Origin of the sequence: Agromyces excoecariae (assembly GCF_051715505.1) — a bacterium.
In the GTDB taxonomy this organism is placed as follows: domain Bacteria; phylum Actinomycetota; class Actinomycetes; order Actinomycetales; family Microbacteriaceae; genus Agromyces.
Window position 1 is genome coordinate 173366 of sequence record NZ_JBPSLA010000001.1, and the last position, 18123, is coordinate 191488.

At 71.4% G+C, this 18123-nt stretch carries 19 protein-coding genes; 16 read left to right on the forward strand and 3 right to left on the reverse strand.

The window, feature by feature from the left end:
- Positions 1 to 8 precede the first annotated feature (8 nt).
- Complete coding sequence (locus tag ACSJD1_RS00800; protein ID WP_438853417.1) at positions 9 to 1454, forward strand: dihydrolipoamide acetyltransferase family protein; 1446 nt, start codon at positions 9 to 11, stop codon at positions 1452 to 1454.
- A 48-nt stretch (positions 1455 to 1502) separates the two neighbouring features.
- Here the strand turns inward: ACSJD1_RS00800 and ACSJD1_RS00805 are convergent, their stop codons facing one another.
- Complete coding sequence (locus tag ACSJD1_RS00805; protein ID WP_438853418.1) at positions 1503 to 2000, reverse strand: GNAT family N-acetyltransferase; 498 nt, start codon at positions 1998 to 2000, stop codon at positions 1503 to 1505.
- Positions 2001 to 2118: 118 nt separating this feature from the next.
- Between ACSJD1_RS00805 and ACSJD1_RS00810 the strand changes: the two genes are divergently transcribed.
- The 5 genes from ACSJD1_RS00810 to ACSJD1_RS00830 are packed head-to-tail and all read left to right on the forward strand — an operon-like array spanning position 2119 to position 6114.
- Complete coding sequence (locus ACSJD1_RS00810; protein WP_438853419.1) at positions 2119 to 3153, forward strand: metal ABC transporter substrate-binding protein; 1035 nt, start codon at positions 2119 to 2121, stop codon at positions 3151 to 3153.
- Between the two features lie 4 nt (positions 3154 to 3157).
- Positions 3158 to 3925, forward strand: coding sequence for a metal ABC transporter ATP-binding protein (locus ACSJD1_RS00815; RefSeq protein WP_438853420.1), 768 nt, complete (start codon positions 3158 to 3160; stop codon positions 3923 to 3925).
- Between the two features lie 37 nt (positions 3926 to 3962).
- The gene (locus tag ACSJD1_RS00820) at positions 3963 to 4871 is read left to right on the forward strand and encodes a metal ABC transporter permease (RefSeq protein ID WP_438853421.1); all 909 of its coding nucleotides are present in this window, start codon (positions 3963 to 3965) and stop codon (positions 4869 to 4871) included.
- The gene (locus ACSJD1_RS00825; RefSeq protein ID WP_438853422.1) at positions 4871 to 5713 is read left to right on the forward strand and encodes a metal ABC transporter permease; all 843 of its coding nucleotides are present in this window, start codon (positions 4871 to 4873) and stop codon (positions 5711 to 5713) included. The genes ACSJD1_RS00820 and ACSJD1_RS00825 overlap by 1 nt, the downstream gene beginning before the upstream one ends.
- Positions 5710 to 6114: a Fur family transcriptional regulator gene (locus tag ACSJD1_RS00830; RefSeq protein WP_438853423.1), complete on the forward strand. Its 405-nt coding sequence runs from the start codon at positions 5710 to 5712 to the stop codon at positions 6112 to 6114. The genes ACSJD1_RS00825 and ACSJD1_RS00830 overlap by 4 nt, the downstream gene beginning before the upstream one ends.
- Positions 6115 to 6189: 75 nt before the next feature.
- Here the strand turns inward: ACSJD1_RS00830 and ACSJD1_RS00835 are convergent, their stop codons facing one another.
- The gene (locus ACSJD1_RS00835) at positions 6190 to 6789 is read right to left on the reverse strand and encodes a DUF2202 domain-containing protein (RefSeq protein WP_438853424.1); all 600 of its coding nucleotides are present in this window, start codon (positions 6787 to 6789) and stop codon (positions 6190 to 6192) included.
- 494 nt (positions 6790 to 7283) lie between these two features.
- Here ACSJD1_RS00835 and ACSJD1_RS00840 point away from each other — a divergent pair, with 494 nt between their 5' ends.
- From ACSJD1_RS00840 to ACSJD1_RS00850, 3 genes are all read left to right on the forward strand, one after another.
- Positions 7284 to 8741, forward strand: a complete 1458-nt coding sequence (locus ACSJD1_RS00840; protein ID WP_438853425.1) for a quaternary amine ABC transporter ATP-binding protein — start codon at positions 7284 to 7286, stop codon at positions 8739 to 8741.
- The gene (locus ACSJD1_RS00845) at positions 8738 to 9727 is read left to right on the forward strand and encodes an ABC transporter permease (RefSeq protein ID WP_438853426.1); all 990 of its coding nucleotides are present in this window, start codon (positions 8738 to 8740) and stop codon (positions 9725 to 9727) included. The genes ACSJD1_RS00840 and ACSJD1_RS00845 overlap by 4 nt, the downstream gene beginning before the upstream one ends.
- A gap of 158 nt (positions 9728 to 9885) precedes the next feature.
- The gene (locus ACSJD1_RS00850; RefSeq protein WP_438853427.1) at positions 9886 to 10779 is read left to right on the forward strand and encodes a glycine betaine ABC transporter substrate-binding protein; all 894 of its coding nucleotides are present in this window, start codon (positions 9886 to 9888) and stop codon (positions 10777 to 10779) included.
- 123 nt (positions 10780 to 10902) lie between these two features.
- On the opposite strand, the gene ACSJD1_RS00855 is transcribed toward ACSJD1_RS00850, so the two are convergent.
- Positions 10903 to 12120, reverse strand: coding sequence for an AI-2E family transporter (locus ACSJD1_RS00855; protein ID WP_438853428.1), 1218 nt, complete (start codon positions 12118 to 12120; stop codon positions 10903 to 10905).
- 346 nt (positions 12121 to 12466) lie between these two features.
- Between ACSJD1_RS00855 and ACSJD1_RS00860 the strand changes: the two genes are divergently transcribed.
- The 7 genes from ACSJD1_RS00860 (at position 12467) to ACSJD1_RS00890 (ending at position 18108) form a co-directional block, all read left to right on the forward strand.
- Positions 12467 to 13834: a glutamate decarboxylase gene (locus ACSJD1_RS00860; RefSeq protein WP_438853429.1), complete on the forward strand. Its 1368-nt coding sequence runs from the start codon at positions 12467 to 12469 to the stop codon at positions 13832 to 13834.
- Positions 13835 to 13847: 13 nt separating this feature from the next.
- Positions 13848 to 14522 (forward strand): hypothetical protein, encoded by a 675-nt coding sequence (locus ACSJD1_RS00865; protein ID WP_438853430.1) that lies wholly within the window; start codon positions 13848 to 13850, stop codon positions 14520 to 14522.
- 210 nt (positions 14523 to 14732) lie between these two features.
- Complete coding sequence (rpmB, locus tag ACSJD1_RS00870; protein WP_056727420.1) at positions 14733 to 14969, forward strand: 50S ribosomal protein L28; 237 nt, start codon at positions 14733 to 14735, stop codon at positions 14967 to 14969.
- Entirely contained in the window at positions 14969 to 15136 is a 168-nt protein-coding gene (gene rpmG, locus ACSJD1_RS00875) for a 50S ribosomal protein L33 (protein WP_021760158.1), read from the forward strand. Before rpmB ends, rpmG begins: the two co-directional genes overlap by 1 nt.
- A gap of 3 nt (positions 15137 to 15139) precedes the next feature.
- On the forward strand, positions 15140 to 15445 hold the full coding sequence (rpsN, locus tag ACSJD1_RS00880; protein WP_155053011.1) for a 30S ribosomal protein S14: 306 nt from the start codon (positions 15140 to 15142) through the stop codon (positions 15443 to 15445).
- A gap of 273 nt (positions 15446 to 15718) precedes the next feature.
- Positions 15719 to 16006, forward strand: a complete 288-nt coding sequence (locus ACSJD1_RS00885) for an HU family DNA-binding protein (RefSeq protein WP_129233735.1) — start codon at positions 15719 to 15721, stop codon at positions 16004 to 16006.
- 176 nt (positions 16007 to 16182) lie between these two features.
- On the forward strand, positions 16183 to 18108 hold the full coding sequence (locus tag ACSJD1_RS00890; RefSeq protein WP_438854099.1) for a cytochrome c oxidase assembly protein: 1926 nt from the start codon (positions 16183 to 16185) through the stop codon (positions 18106 to 18108).
- The last annotated feature ends 15 nt before the right edge of the window (positions 18109 to 18123 follow it).

An 18123-nucleotide genomic window follows, 5' to 3' on the forward strand; every position in this document is an offset into this window, starting at 1 on the left:
GTGGACACATGAGTGAGATCCGATTCCCGCTTCCCGACGTGGGCGAGGGCCTGACCGAGGCCGAGATCGTGCAGTGGCGCGTCGCCCCCGGCGACCGCATCTCGCTCGACCAGGTCTTCGTCGAGATCGAGACCGCGAAGTCGCTCGTCGAGCTGCCGAGCGCGTTCGAGGGCACGGTCAGCGAGTTGCTCGTCGAAGAGGGCCGGACCGTCGACGTCGGCACTCCGATCCTGGTGATCCAGACGGATGCCACGTCCGGCATGTCCTCTCCCGACACCGCGCCCGACGCGGCCGGCGCTCCCGTCGCGACGCCCGCCGGCCCGGCTGCGTCGACCTCGACGCCGCCCGCGTCCGCGGCGGGCGACGGCGGCGGCGCCGTCCTCGTCGGGCACGGCAGCAGCGGCCCGGGCCAGAGCCGTCGCCGCCGGCATCCCGCGCCCGGCGGTGCGCACGAGCACCTCGCCGCCCCGGCCCCTCCGGCGCCTGCGGCCTCGTCGGCTGCACCCACCACGACGGCCGAACCGGCCGGCTCGCCGGTCGCGACGCCCGGGTCCGCTGAGGCCACGCGCCCTGCCGAGCGTCATGACGACCGTGTTCCCGTCATCGCGAAGCCCCCGATCCGGAAGCTCGCGAAGGACCTCGGTGTCGACCTGTCGCGCGTCGCCCCCACCGGCCCGATCGGCGACATCACGCGCGACGACGTGATCCGCGAGGCCAGCCAGGCGAGCGTCTTCCGCAACATCCAGACTCCCGAGGCGCCCTCCGACCGCGAGACCCGCATCCCGGTCAAGGGCGTGCGCAAGGCGATCGCCTCCGCCATGGTGCAGAGCGCATACTCGGCGCCGCATGTATCGGTGTTCGTCGATGTCGACGCGACGCGCACGATGGAGTACCTGAAGCGACTCAAGGCGTCGCCCGATTACGCGGGCATCAAGATCTCGCCGTTGCTGATCATGGCGAAGGCCATGCTCTGGGCCGTGCGACGCAATCCCACGGTGAACGCGCAGTGGACCGACGACGAGATCATCGTGAAGCACTACGTGAACCTCGGCATCGCGGCGGCGACGCCGCGCGGCCTCATCGTGCCGAACGTCAAGGACGCGCAGGACATGTCGATGGTCGAGCTCGCCACGGCGCTCGAGCAGTTGACGCTCACCGCTCGCGAGGGCAAGACGCAGCCCGCCGAGATGCAGGGTGGAACGATCACGATCACGAACATCGGCGTCTTCGGCATGGACACCGGAACCCCGATCCTCAATCCCGGCGAGGTCGGCATCGTCGCCCTCGGCACGATCAAGCAGAAGCCGTGGGTCGTCGACGGCGAGGTGCGACCGCGCTTCGTGACGACCATCGGAGGCTCGTTCGATCACCGCGTCGTCGACGGCGACGTGGTCTCGCGTTTCGTCGCCGACGTGGCCTCGATCATCGAGGAGCCGGCGCTCCTGCTCGAGTAGCGGATGCCGCGGGTGCCGCGTCGGCCCACCGCCGCGGCACCCGCCTCCTCAGAGGCGGATCTCGAAGCTGACGATGTCGTCGGAGCGGCCGACCTCGACGAGGCCCGCCTGCTCGAGCACGCGCCGCGCGGGCAGGTTGGCGATCTCGCACTCGGCGCGCGCGACGAGCGCGCCCGCCGTTCGGAGCACCTCGATCGCCGCGTCGACCACGTGAGCGGCCAGGCCGGTGCCGCGGGCGGCGGGCACGAGTCCGAATGCGAACTCGACCGCGCCGCGATCGTCGGGCGGCCCGAAGAGGTTCACGCCGCCGACCGCGGCGCCGTCCTCTCCGTCGGTGCCGAGGCGTCGCACGAGATACGGACCGAAGGGCGCCGGGTCGCCGTCGCGCTGCGCTGCGCGGACGTAGTCGGCGAGGAGCTCGGGCTCATCGGTGAACGAGTAGCCGCCCTCCCAGCCGTCGATCGGGTCGACGTGGCCGTCGAGCAGGCGCTCGGCGTCGGAGGGGGTGAACGGGTGCAGGGTGATGGGGCTCGTGGTGGTTTCCACGGCTGACACTCTCGCATGGACGACCGACGAGCGACAGTGCCAGTCCACAGAACGTCATGCGAACGATACGTGCTTCGTGGTTTTGACAATCATTATCAATAAGGCGTAGCCTCGTGGCATGCCCCTCGTATCGACCCGATCCGTCCGCGTCTCCGCACTCGCCCTCGGCGCGGCATCCGTGACCCTGCTGGCCGGCTGCGCCACGCCGGGCGCGACCGGATCCGACGGCGTGCAGGTGGTCGCGACGACCACCCAGGTCGCCGACTTCGCCCGCGAGGTCGCGGGGGAGTCGGCCGACGTGACCGGGTTGCTGGAGCCCGGGCAGAGCGCCCACTCCTTCGACCCCTCGGCCGCTCAGCTGCTCGCGCTCGGCACGGCGGATGCGCTGGTCGTGAACGGCGCCGGTCTCGAGTCGTGGATCGACGACGCGATCGCCGCGTCGGGCTTCGACGGCGTGCTGATCGACGCCGGAACGGGCATCGAGCTCGAGTCGACCGACGACGAGCACGCCGCCGACCACGACCACGAGGCCGAGACGGCGGGGGACCAGCACGCCGACGACGAGCATGCGCACGAGGGCGGCAACCCGCACATCTGGACCGATCCCGTGCTCGCCGAGCGCATGGTCGCGAACATCGCGGCCGGCCTCGAGGAGGTCCCCGGCATCGACGCCGCGGCGATCGGCGCGAACGCCGACGACTACACCGCACGACTCCAGGCGCTCGACGCCTGGATCGACGAGAACGTCGCCACGGTGCCCGTCGCGGAGCGACTCCTCGTGACGAACCACGACGCGTTCACCTACTTCCTGCACGCGTACGACATCACCTTCGTCGGCAGCGTGATCCCGAGCTTCGACGACAACGCCGAGCCGAGCGCGGCCGAGATCGACGCACTCGTCGAGCGGATCGCCGACACCGGAGTGCGCGCGGTCTTCTCGGAGGCGTCGATCTCGCCGAAGGCGGCGGAGACGATCGCCGACGAGGCCGGCGTCACCGTCTACTCGGGCGATGACGCCTTGTACGGCGACTCGCTCGGCCAGCCCGGAACGGACGGGGAGACCTACCTCGGCAGCCTGGTCCACAACGTGGAGCTGATCCTCGAATCGTGGGGCGTCGAGCCTTCCCCGCTGCCCGCTCTGCTGGGAGGATGACCGCATGACCGACCAGGACGCCGTCCTCGAGCTCCGCGACGCCGCATTCCGGCATCCCGGCGGGGCCGGAGTGAGCGGGCTCCGCCTGTCCGTCGCACCGGGCCAGGCCGTGGCCGTCATCGGCCCGAACGGCGCAGGCAAGTCCACGCTCCTGCGTGGCATCCTCGGCCTCGTCCCACTCGTCGGAGGCGCGATGCGGATCGGGGGAGCGGAACATGCCGCCGATGGCATGATCGGGTTCCTTCCCCAGTCCTCCGACCTCGACCCCGACTTCCCGATCAGCCTCGAGCAGGTCGTCATGCAGGGTCGATACCGCCGCCTCGGGCTGCTGCGCTGGCCCGGCCGTCGCGACCGCGAGGTCGTGCGCGACGCCCTCGAGACCGTGGGCCTCGCGGACCGCGCCCGCCGCCGCTTCGGCGAACTCTCGGGCGGTCAGCGCCAACGCGGCATGCTCGCGCGGGCCCTCGCCTCCGAGCCCCTGCTCCTGTTGCTGGACGAGCCGTTCAACGGCCTCGACCAGGCCAACCGGGACGCGCTCGTCGACACCATCCGCACGCTCAAGGCCCGCGGCGTCGCCATCGTGGTCTCGACGCACGACCTCGAGCTCGCGCGGCAGGTCTGCGACACCGTGCTGCTGGTCAACGGCAGCCAGATCGGCTGCGGTCCGGTCGACGACGTGCTGACGCTCGAGAACGTGCAGGAGTGCTTCGAGGGCGTCGAGGTCGAGATCGACGAGCACACCGTGGTCGTGCCGGGGCACGAGGGGCATTGATGCTGCGACGGGCATGCAACCGGGGGAGTCGCGCGCGATGAGCCTCGGCGACGTGCTCTTCGGCGCCTTCGCTCTGCCGTTCATGGGCCGTGCACTGCTCGTGCTGCTCGTGCTCGCCGTCGTGGCCGGCATCGTCGGGGTCCTGGTGAACCTGCGCGGGCTCGAGTTCATCAGCGACGGGCTGACCCACGCGGTCTTCCCCGGCCTCGCGATCGGACTCGCGGTCGGCGGCACGGCCGGACTCGTGCCGGGCGCGGCGATCGCGGCCCTCACCGGCGCCGTGCTGCTCACCCTCTTCGTCAGGGCCGGCGTCACCTCGGACGCCGCCGTGGCCGTGGTCCTCACGGCCACGTTCAGCGTCGGCGTCATCGTCGTCTCGCGAGGCGACGACTACGCGGGCGAACTGGAGGCGCTGCTGTTCGGCCGCGTGCTCACCATCGCGCCGGAGGACGTCGTGCCGCTCGTGGTGGTCTCGCTCGTCGCCGTCGTCGCCGTCGGCGCGACGATGAAGCAGCAGGTGTTCCGGGCGTTCGATCCGCAGGGCAGCCGCGCCGCCGGAGACCGCGGACTGCTCCTCGACCTCGTGCTCAACGCCTCGATCGCGCTCGTGGTGGTCGCGGGAGCGAGCACCGTCGGGACCCTCCTCGTGCTCGCCCTGCTCATCGTCCCCGGAGCAGCGGCTCGGCTCGCGACCACGCGGCTCTGGGTCCTGTTCCCCGTCGCCGCGATCGTCGGCGCCGTCAGCGCATGGCTCGGCCTCGCCGTCGGGTTCGGTGCGTCGGTCGGCGCCGGGATCGACCTGCCTGCGGGCGGCACGGTCGTGGCGGTGTTCGTCCTGGTGTACGCGCTCATGCTGGGGTTCCGGATCGGCGCCGACCGGCTGGCGAGGCGACCGGCGTCGCCCGAGGGCCTGCGGTCGTCGGCGGAGATCGCGGGGGAGCGCTGATGGGGTACTTCGAGCGAGCCCTCGTCGCCGCGGTCGTGATCGGAGCGGGCGCCGGATTCGTCGGTGCCCTCGTGGTGCTTCGTCGACGCACCTTCTTCGCGCAGGCGCTCACGCACGCCACCTACCCCGGCGCGGTCGCGGCGGCCGCGCTCGGGCTCAGCGTGCCGCTCGGGGCGGCCGTGGCATCCGTCGCCATCGTCGCGGTCATGGTCGGCATCGCGCGCGTGCGGCATCAGGGTGCGCAGGTCGCGGCGGGCATCGTGCTGACCGGGGGTTTCGCCGCCGGCGCCCTGCTGCAGGCCGCGATCCCCGGGATCCCGGTCCGCGCCGAATCGCTGCTCGTGGGCTCCATCCTGACCGTCCGCGACGCCGACATCGCCCTCGCGGCGGGCGTCCTCGTCGGCGCGGTGGTGCTCGTCGCGGCGTTCGGCCCGCGGATCGCGTTCTCGACGTTCGATCCGGGAGGGTTCCGCGCGGCCGGGTTCCGCGAGTGGCCGGTCGAGCTGCTCGTGCTCGGCCTGACCGCGGCATCCGTCGTCAGTTCGCTCCCCGCGGTCGGCGCGATCCTCGCGATCGCGCTCATCGCCGCGCCCGCCGCCGCTGCGCGCGCGGTGGTGTCGACCTATCGGGGGGTCCTCTTCGCGGCGCCGGTCATCGGGGCGGCGTCGGGCGTCGTCGGCGTGCTGGCCTCGCGGGCCCTCGCGGTGGCCGCCGGTCCCGCGATCGCGCTCGCGGCGACCGCCTTCCTGCTCGTCGCGCTCGGCGGCTCGCAGCTGCGGCGACTACCCTCGAGGCGGGCTCCGATACCCGTGGAGACCGCGGAGGACGCACGGATCGCATGAAACGGAACACCTGGCAGCGCGAAGCGGTGCGCGACGCCCTCGACGGCACCGAGGGCTTCATCAGCGCGCAGGCGCTGCACTCGGCGTTGCACGCGAGCGGATCGCCCATCGGCCTCGCCACGGTGTACCGCGCGCTCGGCGACCTCGCCGCCAGCGGCGACGCCGACTGCCTGCAGTCGCCGGAGGGCGAGGCGATCTACCGGGCGTGCAGCACCGGCCACCACCATCACCTGATCTGCCGCAACTGCGGCCTGACGGTCGAGATCGCCGCCGACGAGGTCGAGACGTGGGCCCAGCGCGTCGCCGCCGAGCAGGGCTTCACCGCCCCAGCCCACGTGGTCGACGTGTTCGGGCTCTGCGCGGAGTGCTCGCGCCAGGCGGCCGACGGCGCGCGCGACTGACCGCGGCCGGCGCGACAGGCTCGGCCGGTGCCGCGTGAGAGGTCCGCGCACGCCGTCGTCGGCGGCCGTCGCGCGTCAGGCGAGGCGCTCGAACGCGGCCAGGTGGTTCTCGGAGCCGGCGTAGAGCCGCTCGAGCACGCTGATCACGTCGGCCTCGTCCTCGGACGCCATCGCGGCGCCCAGGTCGGCGAGGTCCTTCTCCTCGATCGCGATGCCGACCTGGATCGCCTCGTCGAGGCTCGTCGACCCGCGCGCGACGAGCTCGTCGTAGAGCGCCTGGAGGTCGGGGTCGGTGAACACGCCGACGTCGGATGAGCGCGGGTCGTCGATTCCACGTGCCGAGAGCAGGGGAGCGACGAGGTCCTGGTGGGTCGTCTCGCTGTCGACGATGTTCGCGAACACCTGCGCACCCCAGAGGTCGGCGAGCACCACGTACACGTCGTGGGCGAGCTTCTCCTCCTCGATCAGGTAGGTGAGGGCGGCGGCCGTGTCGCTCTCGGCAGCGGTGGGGGCGGATGCCTCGGGGGCGGGGGTCGTCGCCTCCTCCGACGCCGGCGTGGTCGGCTCCGGTGCGGTGCCGGCCGGCGAGGGCGTGCAGGCCGTGAGCGACAGGGCCGAGCCGGTGAGCAGGACGGCGGTGATGGCGCTGAGGACGATGGACCTGCGGGGGAGCATGTGGGAGCCCTTCTCTCGGGACCTCTCGGTCCGGTGAACGCGGCCCGGTGGATCGTGCCGCGATCTCACGGTAGCAATACCCATGGGGTATTCCACGGGTCGGAGGTCCCGTGGGTGCCCGCGCAGGGAAGCGCACTCGCCGGTTATGCGAAATCCCCGGTCACGGCTGAATCACGTGACACGATTTGGGAACCGTCCGCGGACGTGGATACGGTTGACGACGGTCCACGTGGACCGCCCCGCCCAGTCCGCGGCTCCGATCGCCGGCACGTTCGTCCAGTGCCCGTCGGGGTCGTACGGTTCCCTGCGTGGTGTCCGGCCCGGATGGTCGGACGCGCTGGATTCGGCGCTCGCCCGGTGCACAGCAACGCCGCGGCTCGAGCCCCGTCTCCCGGATCGCCGGGAACCCGGCCGTGACCCTGAGCACGCTCCTGCCCGTCGGCCGCAGCGCACCATGGCCGGCGCATCGAGCGCGCCTCGGAGTGCCCGCACACATGCTCGAATCACCTGCACGTCCCTCGGACGGCGTCGCGACCATCGAGGTCGCCGCGCCGCCCGGCACGACCTCCGACGCCGCGGCGGCCGCCGCCGCGGCCCGCCACGCCCCGCCCGCCCTCGAGGTCCGCGGCCTCACCCGCTTCTTCGGCCGCAAGCCCGCCGAGGCCCTGAAGCGCCTCGCCGAAGGCGCCACCCGCGAGGACGTCTCGCACCTCGGGACCGCGGCCGTGGTCGACGCGGAGTTCGACGTCCGCCGCGGCGAGATCTTCGTCGTCATGGGCCTGTCCGGTTCCGGCAAGTCCACGCTCATCCGCATGCTCAACGGCCTGCTCGAGCCCACCGCGGGCTCGGTCGAGGTCATGGGGGAGCGGATCACCGGCGTCTCGCCCAAGCGGCTGCGCGCCATCCGCCGCGACCACGTCTCGATGGTCTTCCAGCACTTCGCCCTGCTGCCGCACCGCACGGTCCTCGACAATGCCGCCTACGGCCTCGAGATCCAGGGCGTGCCCGCCGCGGAGCGTCGCGAGCGCGCCGGGCGCGTCCTCGAGCGCGTCGGCCTCGGCGGCTGGGGCGACAAGATGCCGTCCGAGCTCTCCGGCGGCATGCAGCAGCGCGTCGGCCTCGCCCGCGCGCTCGCCGCGGACACCGACATCCTGCTCATGGACGAGGCGTTCTCGGCCCTCGACCCGCTGATCCGCCGCGAGATGCAGGAGCAGCTCGTCGAGCTCCAGCAGGAGCTCGGGAAGACGATCGTCTTCATCACGCACGACCTCAACGAGGCGATGTTCCTCGGCGACCGCATCGCCGTCATGCGCGACGGACGGATCGTGCAACTCGGCACGGCCGAGGAGATCCTCACCGACCCCGCCGACGACTACGTCGCGCAGTTCGTGCAGGACGTCGACCGTGCCCGCGTGCTCACCGCCGGCAACGTGATGGAGGCGCCGCGCGCCATCGTGTCGTCGTCGGCCGGGCCCCGCGCGGCGCTGCGGACCATGCGCGACCTGCAGACCTCGACCGTGTTCGTCGTCGCGCCGGGCCGGCGCCTGCTCGGGGTTGCGCACGACCGCGAGGTGCTCCGGCTCGTCCAGCGCGGCGAGCGCACGCTCGACGCCGCCATCCGAGCGGACGTCGCGACCGTCGCCCCCGACGTGCCCCTCGCGGAGCTGCTCGGCAGCGCCGTCGAGCACGAGCTCGCGCTCGCCGTCGTGGACGACCGGCAGCGCCTCCTCGGCGCAGTGCCACGGGTCACCCTGCTCGCCGCGCTCGGCAACGTGACGGCGACCACGGGCGAGCTCCCGGCGATCACCCCGCCCGCGACGGTCCCCGTCGACGTGATCACCGAGACCCTGCGCTCGACGGAGGAGGGCCGGCCCGACCCCGCTCCGGGCCTCGAGGAGGCGGTCCAGGCCGTCGACCCGGCCCGCGCCACCACGGAAGGGAGCCGCGCATGAACGAGTTCCGCCTTCCCCTCGGCGAGCTCGCCGAGGGCGCCATCGATGTCCTGACCGACGCGCTCGGCGGCCTCTTCGACGTCATCCGGGCCGTCTTCGCCGGCTTCTACGACCTCGTCGACCTGATCCTCTCGACCCCGCCGTTCTGGGCCGTGATGCTCGTCATCGCGGCGCTCGCCTGGTTCGCGAAGGGCTGGAAGCTCGCGATCGGCACGGCCCTCGGCCTGCTCGTCATCGTCGGCGTCGACCAGTGGGAGAACGCGATGGACACCCTCGCGCTCGTGCTCGTCTCGAGCGCGATCGCGGTCGTCGTGGCGATCCCCCTCGGCATCCTCGCCGCCCGGAACGACGTGGCGAGCCGCGTCATCCGCCCGGTGCTGGACTTCATGCAGACGATGCCGGCGTTCGTGTACCTGATCCCCGCGCTGATCCTGTTCCGGGTCGGCGTCGTGCCGGGCATCGTCGCGACGATCGTGTTCGCGATGGCTCCGGGCGTGCGCCTGACCGAGCTCGGCATCCGCGGCGTCGACCGCGAGGTCGTCGAGGCGGGGCACGCGTTCGGCTCGTCGCCGTCGCGCATCCTGCGGCAGATCCAGCTGCCGCTCGCGATGCCGTCGATCATGGCGGGCGTCAACCAGGTCATCATGCTCTCGCTCTCGATGGTCGTCATCGCCGGCATGGTCGGCGCGGGCGGCCTCGGCGGCGACGTCGTGCAGTCGCTGACGCGCATCGACGTCGGCCTCGGCTTCGAGGCGGGCCTGTCGGTCGTGATCCTCGCGATCGTGCTCGACCGGATCACCGGCGCGTTCGGCTCCGGCCGTCGACGCACGTTCCGACGGTCGGCGACGTCGGATGCCGCGGCCGCGCGCCCGTCGGAGGTCGCCGCGAGCACGGATGCCTCGAACGCCACCGACCTCGCCGACGCCGACGGCTCGGGTCTCGCGGTGAAGCACTCCGCCGTGAAGTCGCCGGTCGGCGCCAAGTAACCAGACCATCCGGTCACCGCTCTTCGGTCACGGAGCGCGGTGCCCGGCATGCCCCGGGACGCGGCATCCACCGCCCCCAGGACCCCCGCGCGGAACCCGCGCGGACCCATCCCCAACGCCCGTGCCACAGCACACGGGAGGAAAGGAACACCCTGCACATGACCAAGCGTCACCTGATCTCCACCATCGCCCTCGGCGGCGCCGCCGCGCTCGCCCTGTCCGGCTGCGCCTCGGGCGCCGAGGCCGAGACCCTCGACAACGGCGACCAGCAGGACGTCACCATCGCCGTGTTCAACGGCTGGGACGAGGGCATCGCCGCGAGCGAGCTCTGGAAGGCCGTGCTCGAGGAGCAGGGCTACGACGTCGAGCTCGAGTACGCCGACGCCGCCCCGGTCTTCCAGGGCCTGAGCGACGGCGACTACGACGTCACGCTCGACACCTGGCTGCCCATCACGCACGCCGACTACGTCGACCAGTACGGCGACGACATCGTCGACCTCGGCGCCTGGAACGAGGACGCCAAGCTCACCATCGCCGTGAACGAGGACGCCCCCGTCGACTCGCTCGCCGACCTCGCCGCGAACGCCGACGCGTTCGACAACCGCCTCGTCGGCATCGAGCCGGGCTCCGGCCTCAACCGCGTCACGACCGACAGCGTCATCCCGACCTACGGCCTCGACGGCATGGCGTACCTCACCTCGTCGACCCCGGCCATGCTCTCCGAGCTGACCGCGGCGACCGACGCGGGCGAGAACATCGCCGTCACGCTGTGGCGCCCGCACTGGGCCTACGACGCGTTCCCGCTCAAGGACCTCGAGGACCCCGAGGGCACGCTCGGCGACGCGGAGGGCATCCACTCGTTCGGCACCGCCGACCTCGAGGAGACCCACCCGACCCTCGCCGGCTGGCTCGCGGGCTTCACGATGGACAGCGACCTGCTGTACTCGCTCGAGAACGCGATGTTCAACGAGAACGACAGCGACGACTACGGTCCCGTCGTCGAGCAGTGGATCTCCGAGAACCAGGAGTACGTCGACTCCCTGACCTCCTGAGGTCCCGTCGCGCCGTGACGGCGCGATGAGGCGAAGAGCGGATGCCGCGGGCGCACGTCGTGCCCGCGGCATCCGTCGTCTCGTCCGGCTCCGAACGCGCCGCGTCGTCGAGCCGTCGGCCGTTCAGGCGGAGCGGCTCGCCCGCGAGCGCTCCGCCCGCCGGGCCGCGCGCGCCGCCTTCAGCTCGGCGTCCGATGCCGACATGGACTCCTTCGCCTCGTCGAGGTCGCCGAGGAGCGGTCTCACCCAGCGCATCGACGGGTTGGTGTCGACGAAGATCGTCCGCACGAGCAGCGTGAGCGGGATGGCGAGGATCGCCCCGACCGGCCCGATGATGATCGCCCAGAACAGCACCGAGAAGAAGGTGATGCTCTGGCTCAGTGCGACCGCGTTGCCCACGACCCGCGGCTGCACGACGGACTGCACGCCGGCGTTCACGATTCCGTAGACGATGATCACCGCGATCACCGTCGGCCATCCTCCGACGAGGCCGCCGAAGACGAGCGGCGGGACGATCGCGATGAAGTAGCCCACGTTCGGGATGAAGCTGCAGAGGAACGACAGCAGCCCCCAGATGAAGGCGCCCGGCACTCCGAGCAGCACCAGCGCGACCCAGTTGAGGACGCCCTGCGCCAGGCCGAGGAGCGTCGTGACGACCATGTAGCGCCGGACGCCGGAGGCGTAGGCGGAGAGGGCGGTGGAGACGAGCGGTCGGTCGGGCCGGAGCTGCGTGAGCAGCGTCGGCAGGTAGGCCGCATCCATCGCCATGAGCAGCAGCATCGTGAGGATGATCACGAGCAGCGAGATCCACCCCGTGAGGCCGCCGACCAGCCCGCCGACGAACCCGATGAGCGCGGACGGATCGAACGAGTCCCCGATCGCGGCGACCTGGTCGGCCGTGATGCCGATCGACGTGAGCCATGACGCGACGTCGCCGATCCACGCCTGGAGCTCCGGCTCGAACTGCGGGATGAGCTGGCCGAACTGGCCGAATGCGACGAGCACGGCGTAGCCGAAGGCCAGCAGGAGCAGGAGGACCGCGAGGATCACCGACCCGGTCGCGATCCCGCGCGGCACGCCGCGCCGCTCGAGCGCGGCCCGAAGCGGATGCACGCAGATCGTGAGGACCACGGCGAAGAAGACGGGCGCGAAGATCCCCGAGATGGCCGCGAGCCCGAACGCCCCGAGCACCGCGCCGCCCACGCCCATGAGGATGAAGGCGTTGCGATGGACGGGCACGGACGGCACGACCCCCTCTGCCGTCACGGGCTCGGCGGGCGCCGTCCGGTCGGCCGCACCGCGGAGGCCGCGGAAGCGCCTCGGCCGGTCCGACCCCTTCACGATCCCGCTCCAGCCGTGGAGTGGGCCGAGTGCATCCGCTCGATGATCGGCGGTCCGATCCCGGTGGCCTTCGGTTCGTTCGACATGCGACGACTCCTCTCCACGCCGGGGACGTCGAGCGCAGGCGAAGCCGGCTCGCGCGTGTCCCCGACCACGCGGGAATCCTATGGGCGGCTCCGCCGGGCCGAAGGGACTTCCGACCTCACACGGATCGGGTGGAGCGCGGACGGGCCGCAGGGCGTACCCTCGGCCGTGGGACGGAGTCCGGGGGGACGACACGGACCGTTGCGGATGCCGTCCGGGTCGACCGGAGCTGCCGGAGGCCGACGGAGCGATGGAGGGGACCATGCGCCACGACGACGAGCTGGAGCCGACGTTCACGCGAGCGGGGGAGGCGACGACCGCGCGGCACACGCGCATACCGGAACTGCCCATGCTTCCGGAGACCGCGTACCGCATCATCCAGGACGAGTCCATGCTCGACGGCAATGCCCGCCTGAACCTCGCGACCTTCGTGACCACGTGGATGGACGAGCACGGCGACCGGCTCTACCACGATGCGTTCGACAAGAACATGATCGACAAGGACGAGTACCCGGCGACGGCGGCGATCGAGGAGTACTGCTGGCGGATCCTCGCCGACCTGTGGAACGCGCCCGATCCCGACGACGCGATCGGGACGTCGACGATCGGCTCGTCCGAGGCGTGCATGCTCGGCGGCCTCGCGCTGAAGCGCCGCTGGCAGCATGCCCGGCGCGCGGCGGGCAAGTCGACCGAGACGCCGAACCTCATCATGTCGAGCGCCGTGCAGGTCTGCTGGGAGAAGTTCTGCAACTTCTTCGACATCGAGATGCGCTTCGTGAACACGAGCGACGAGCACCCCCTGATGGACGGCACCGGGCTCGAGGACGTGGTCGACGAGAACACGATCGGCGTCGTCGTGATCATGGGCGTCACCTACACGGGCTCCTACGAGCCGGTGACGAAGGTCGCCGCGAAGCTCGACGAGATCCAGGCGGCCACCGGCCTCGACATCCCGATCCACGTCGACGGCGCGTCCGGTGCGATGGTCGCGCCGTTCCTCCAGCCCGACCTCGAGTGGGACTTCCGCGTCGAGCGGGTGCAGTCGATCAACACGTCCGGCCACAAGTACGGCCTCGTCTACCCCGGCGTCGGTTGGGTCGTGTGGCGGAACTCCGCGGCCCTTCCCGAGGACCTCGTGTTCCGGGTGAGCTACCTCGGCGGGTCGATGCCGACGTTCGCGATCAACTTCTCCCGACCGGGCGCCCAGGTGCTCCTGCAGTACTACCGGTTCCTCCGTCTCGGACGAATCGGGTTCACGGCGATCCAGCAGGCGTCGCAGGACGTCGCGGTGTTCCTCTCCGGCGAGATCGGGTCGCTCGACGCCTACGAACTGCTCACCGACGGCACCGACATCCCCGTCTTCGCCTGGCGGCAGGCGCCCGGGTACACCGACAAGTGGACCCTCTACCACCTGGCCGAACGGCTCCGGATCAAGGGATGGCTCGTGCCGGCGTATCCGCTCTCGGGGGACCAGTCCGACCAGACCGTCATGCGCATCGTGTGCCGCAACGGCCTGAGCCACGACCTCGCCGAGGACCTGCTCCGCGACATCCGCGAGGAGACCGACTTCCTCGACGGCCTCGAGGCGCCGATGCCGCACGAGGGCCTCGTCCAGACGTTCCACCACTGAGGCGGGAGCCGCCGTGGCACCGGAGACGGGCGGAGGCCGGCGGCAGCGCCTGCGCCGCGAGGCGTGGGGGTTCGCCGCCGGCTCGCTCTGCTTCCTGGTCGGCGCGGTCCCGTTCTATGCCGAATGGGCGGGACCGGTCGTGGTCGGGTGGACCTTCTTCGGAGGGTCCATCCTGTTCACCCTCGCCGCGTTCATCCAGCTGAGCCTCAGCGGACGCCACCTGCCGCGGAAGGGCACCGGTCGGGCGGATGTCGCCGACTGGTGGGCGTCGGCCATCCAGTTCGTCGGCACGCTGTTCTTCAACGTGAGCACCTTCGGCGCCCTCCTCGCGGCGATCGCCGACCCGACCCGACTCGGCGTCGGCTGGCGACCGGATGCCTGGGGGTCGATCGCGTTCCTGCTGTCGAGCGCGCTCGCGCTCGTGGCGACCAAGGACCGCGGACAGCTCTGGGACACCCAGGCCCGGACCTGGCGTGCCACCTGGCTGAACATGTTCGGCTCGGTCTTCTTCGGCCTCTCGGCGATCGGCGCCTACGTCCTGCCCGACACCGGGACCTTCTACAACCTGCTCTGGGCGAACCTCGGCACCTTCCTCGGAGCCGTGTGCTTCCTCATCGCGGCGCTGCTGTCGCGCCGGACGATCGACGCCGACGAGCCCGCCGCCGCGACCGGCCCGGTCGCAGCCTGAGGGGAGGACTCGGCCGGCGCGACGACCGCGATTCGGCCCCCCATCGGGCCATCTGGTAAGCTGAACCTTTGGCTGGGTACTTCCACTGCCCAGACCGCGACGATCCCCTGACGTGACGCGCGAGAAATCGCGGGTTCCGACGCGGGCTCGTCAGCAGACAAGAGACCTTGGGAGGGGCCGTCCGGCCCCTCGGTATTGGAGGAAAGACCAATGGCAGCAGTGTGCCAGGTGACCGGAGCCGTCCCCGGCTTCGGCCACAACATCTCGCACTCGCACCGCCGGACGAAGCGCCGCTTCGACCCGAACGTGCAGAAGAAGACCTACTACGTGCCGTCGCTGCGTCGTAACGTCACCCTGAACGTGTCCGCCAAGGGCATCAAGGTGATCGACGCCCGTGGCATCGAGGCCGTCATCAAGGACATCCAGGCTCGTGGGGTGAAGCTCTAATGGCGAAGCAGCAGGACATCCGTCCGATCATCAAGCTCCGTTCGACGGCCGGCACCGGGTACACCTACGTGACCCGCAAGAACCGTCGCAACAACCCCGACCGTCTCGTGCTCAAGAAGTACGACCCCGTGGTGCGCAAGCACGTCGACTTCCGAGAGGAGCGCTAAGACATGGCCAAGAAGAGCAAGATCGCGCGCAACGAGCAGCGCAAGGTGGTCGTCGACCGCTACGCCGCGAAGCGCGCCGAGCTGAAGAAGACCCTCGTGGACCCGAACGCGACCGACGAGGCCCGTGAGGCCGCCCGCGTCGGCCTGCAGAAGCTGCCCCGCAACGCCTCGCCGGTGCGCGTCCGCTCGCGCGACGCCATCGACGGCCGCCCCCGCGGCGTGCTCACGAAGTTCGGCGTCTCGCGCGTCCGCTTCCGTGACATGGCGCACCGCGGCGAGCTGCCCGGCATCACGAAGTCGAGCTGGTAACTCCGACCCGCTTCCCGAGAGGGGCGTCCCGGTCTCCGGGGCGCCCCTCTCGTCGTCTCCGCGCCGGTCGACGAGAGCGGTCGGGCGACGGATGCCGCGGCATCCGTCAAGCCCCCTCCCAACCTGCCCGAACGGGCCGGAAATCCGCGTGTTTCCGCGGGACTCTGCTACATTCGAGGCGGCCTGAACGGCTACGGGGGCGGTCGAGACGATCCGTTCTCGTGTTTCCACACGACAGCTGTACCAACAGCGAAGGTCCGAGGAGGACATCCAATGGCTGACAAGTCGCTCAACAAGTCGGAGCTCGTTGCCAAGATCGCCGCATCGACGGGCCAGAGCCAGACGGCCGTCGACGCCGTGCTCAACGGCTTCTTCGACACCCTCGCCGAGTCGGTCGGCTCGGGCACCAAGGTGTCCATCCCGGGCTGGCTCGCCGTCGAGCGCACCCACCGCGCCGCCCGCACGGGCCGCAACCCGCAGACCGGCGAGACCATCCAGATCGCCGCCGGAAACTCGGTCAAGGTGACCGCGGGCTCGAAGCTCAAGGCCGCCGCGAAGTAATCCCGCGCGCGTCGATCGACGCACTCCGCGACTCCCGAAGGGGCGCCCGGTACCCCGGTGCGCCCCTTCGTCGTGCGCGGGCGGGCGCTCCCAGCCGGCTCGCCTAGGCTCGTACGGTGATCCGTTCCGCCCGCGTGCTGGGCCCAGCCGCACTCATCGCCGTCGCGCTCGCCGCGATGATCGCCGCACTCGCGTACGGCGGCGGCGCGGAGCCGTACCCGATCCAGGACCCGGGTCCGGTCGCGCGCTGGGGCGTCCCGGTCGCGAAGCTGTTCGTGAACCTCGGCGCGGCCGGCATGCTCGGCGCGCTCGTGCTCGCCGTCTGGGCGCTGAGCCCGAAGCGACGCGAGTTCGACCTCGCGCTCGACGTGGCCGCGGCATCCGCTGCCGTGCTCACCGTCGCGAGCGCCGCGACCGGCGTCCTGACCTTCATGCTGGTCACCGGCGCCTCGTTCTCGCTCGACGACCGGTTCGGCCAGCAACTCGGCCAGTTCGCGACCTCGATCGAGCTCGGGCAGTCGTGGCTCGCGACGACGCTCATCGCGGCGGCCGTGACCGTGCTCTGCTTCGCGGTCCGCAACCACACCGCGCTGGTGTTCGTCGCGGGGCTCGCCGTCGTGGCACTCGTGCCGATGGCGCAGCAGGGCCACGCGGCCGGGGCCTCCGGCCACAACGAGGCGATCACGGCGCTCGGCCTGCACCTCGTGTTCGCCGGCGCATGGCTCGGCGGCCTGCTCACGATCGTGCTGCTGAAGCCCGCCCTCGACGGCGAGCGCCTCGCGGTCGTGCTCTCGCGCTACTCGACCGTCGCGCTCATCGCCTTCATCGTCGTCGCGATCTCGGGCTATGCGAGCGCGGCGCTGCGCATCGGCACGTGGGACCAGCTCGCCACGCAGTACGGCGTGCTCGTCGTCATGAAGATCGCGGCGCTCGTGACGCTCGGGCTGTTCGGCGCCACACAGCGCCGCCTGATGATCGGGCGGATGCTGCGCGCCGGTGCCGCACCGTCGGCCTCGGCGAATCGCACCTTCTGGCTGCTCGTCGTCGTCGAGCTCGCGTTCATGGGCATCGCGTCGGGCGTGGCGGCCGCCCTCGCGCGCACGGCGACGCCCGTGAACGAGGACGTCTCGGGCGGACTCGCGCGAACGCCCGCCGAGATCCTCACCGGCGAGCCGCTCCCGCCCGCGCCCGACGCCCTGCGGTACTTCACCGAGTGGAGCCCGGACCTGCTGTGGCTGATCGCGTGCGGGTTCGGCATCTTCTTCTACGTGGCCGGCGTGGTGCGCCTGCGGCGCCGCGGCGACCGGTGGCCGATCTACCGCACCGTGCTCTGGATCGCGGGGCTGCTGCTCCTCGCATGGATCACCAGCGGCGGCGTCGCCGCATACGAGCAGTACCTGTTCTCGGCGCACATGCTGGGGCACATGGCGCTGACCATGGCGGTACCCGTGCTGCTGGTGCCGGGCGCGCCGGTGACGCTCGCGGCACGGGCCATCCGCCCGAGGAAGGACGGCAGCCGCGGGGGCCGCGAGTGGATCCTGCTCGCCGTGCACTCGCGCTTCGCGTCGATCATCGCGAACCCGATCGTCGCGGCCGTGCTGTTCGCCGGCTCCCTCTGGGTGTTCTACTACTCGCCGCTGTTCCGGTGGTCGATGGAGGACCACATCGGGCACGAGTGGATGATCACCCACTTCCTCATCACCGGGTACCTCTTCGTGCAGTCGCTCATCGGGATCGACCCGGTGCCGTACCGCCTTCCCTACCCGTTCCGGCTGCTGCTGCTGCTCGGCACCATGGCCTTCCACGCGTTCTTCGGCCTCGCGATCATGATGGGCACCGGCCTGATGCTCGCCGACTGGTACGGCGCGATGGGGTGGGGCACCGACGCGCTCGCCGACCAGCAGGTCGGCGGCGGCATCGCCTGGTCGATCGGCGAGATCCCCACCGTCGCGCTCGCGATCACCGTCGCCGTGCAGTGGTCGCGGTCCGACGCGAAGGAGACGAAGCGACGCGACCGGCACGCGGATCGCACCGGCGAGGCCGAGCTCGAGGCGTACAACGCGCGGCTCGCGGCGCTCGCCGAGCGCGACGGGGTGCACTGAGGCGACGCGTGGAGG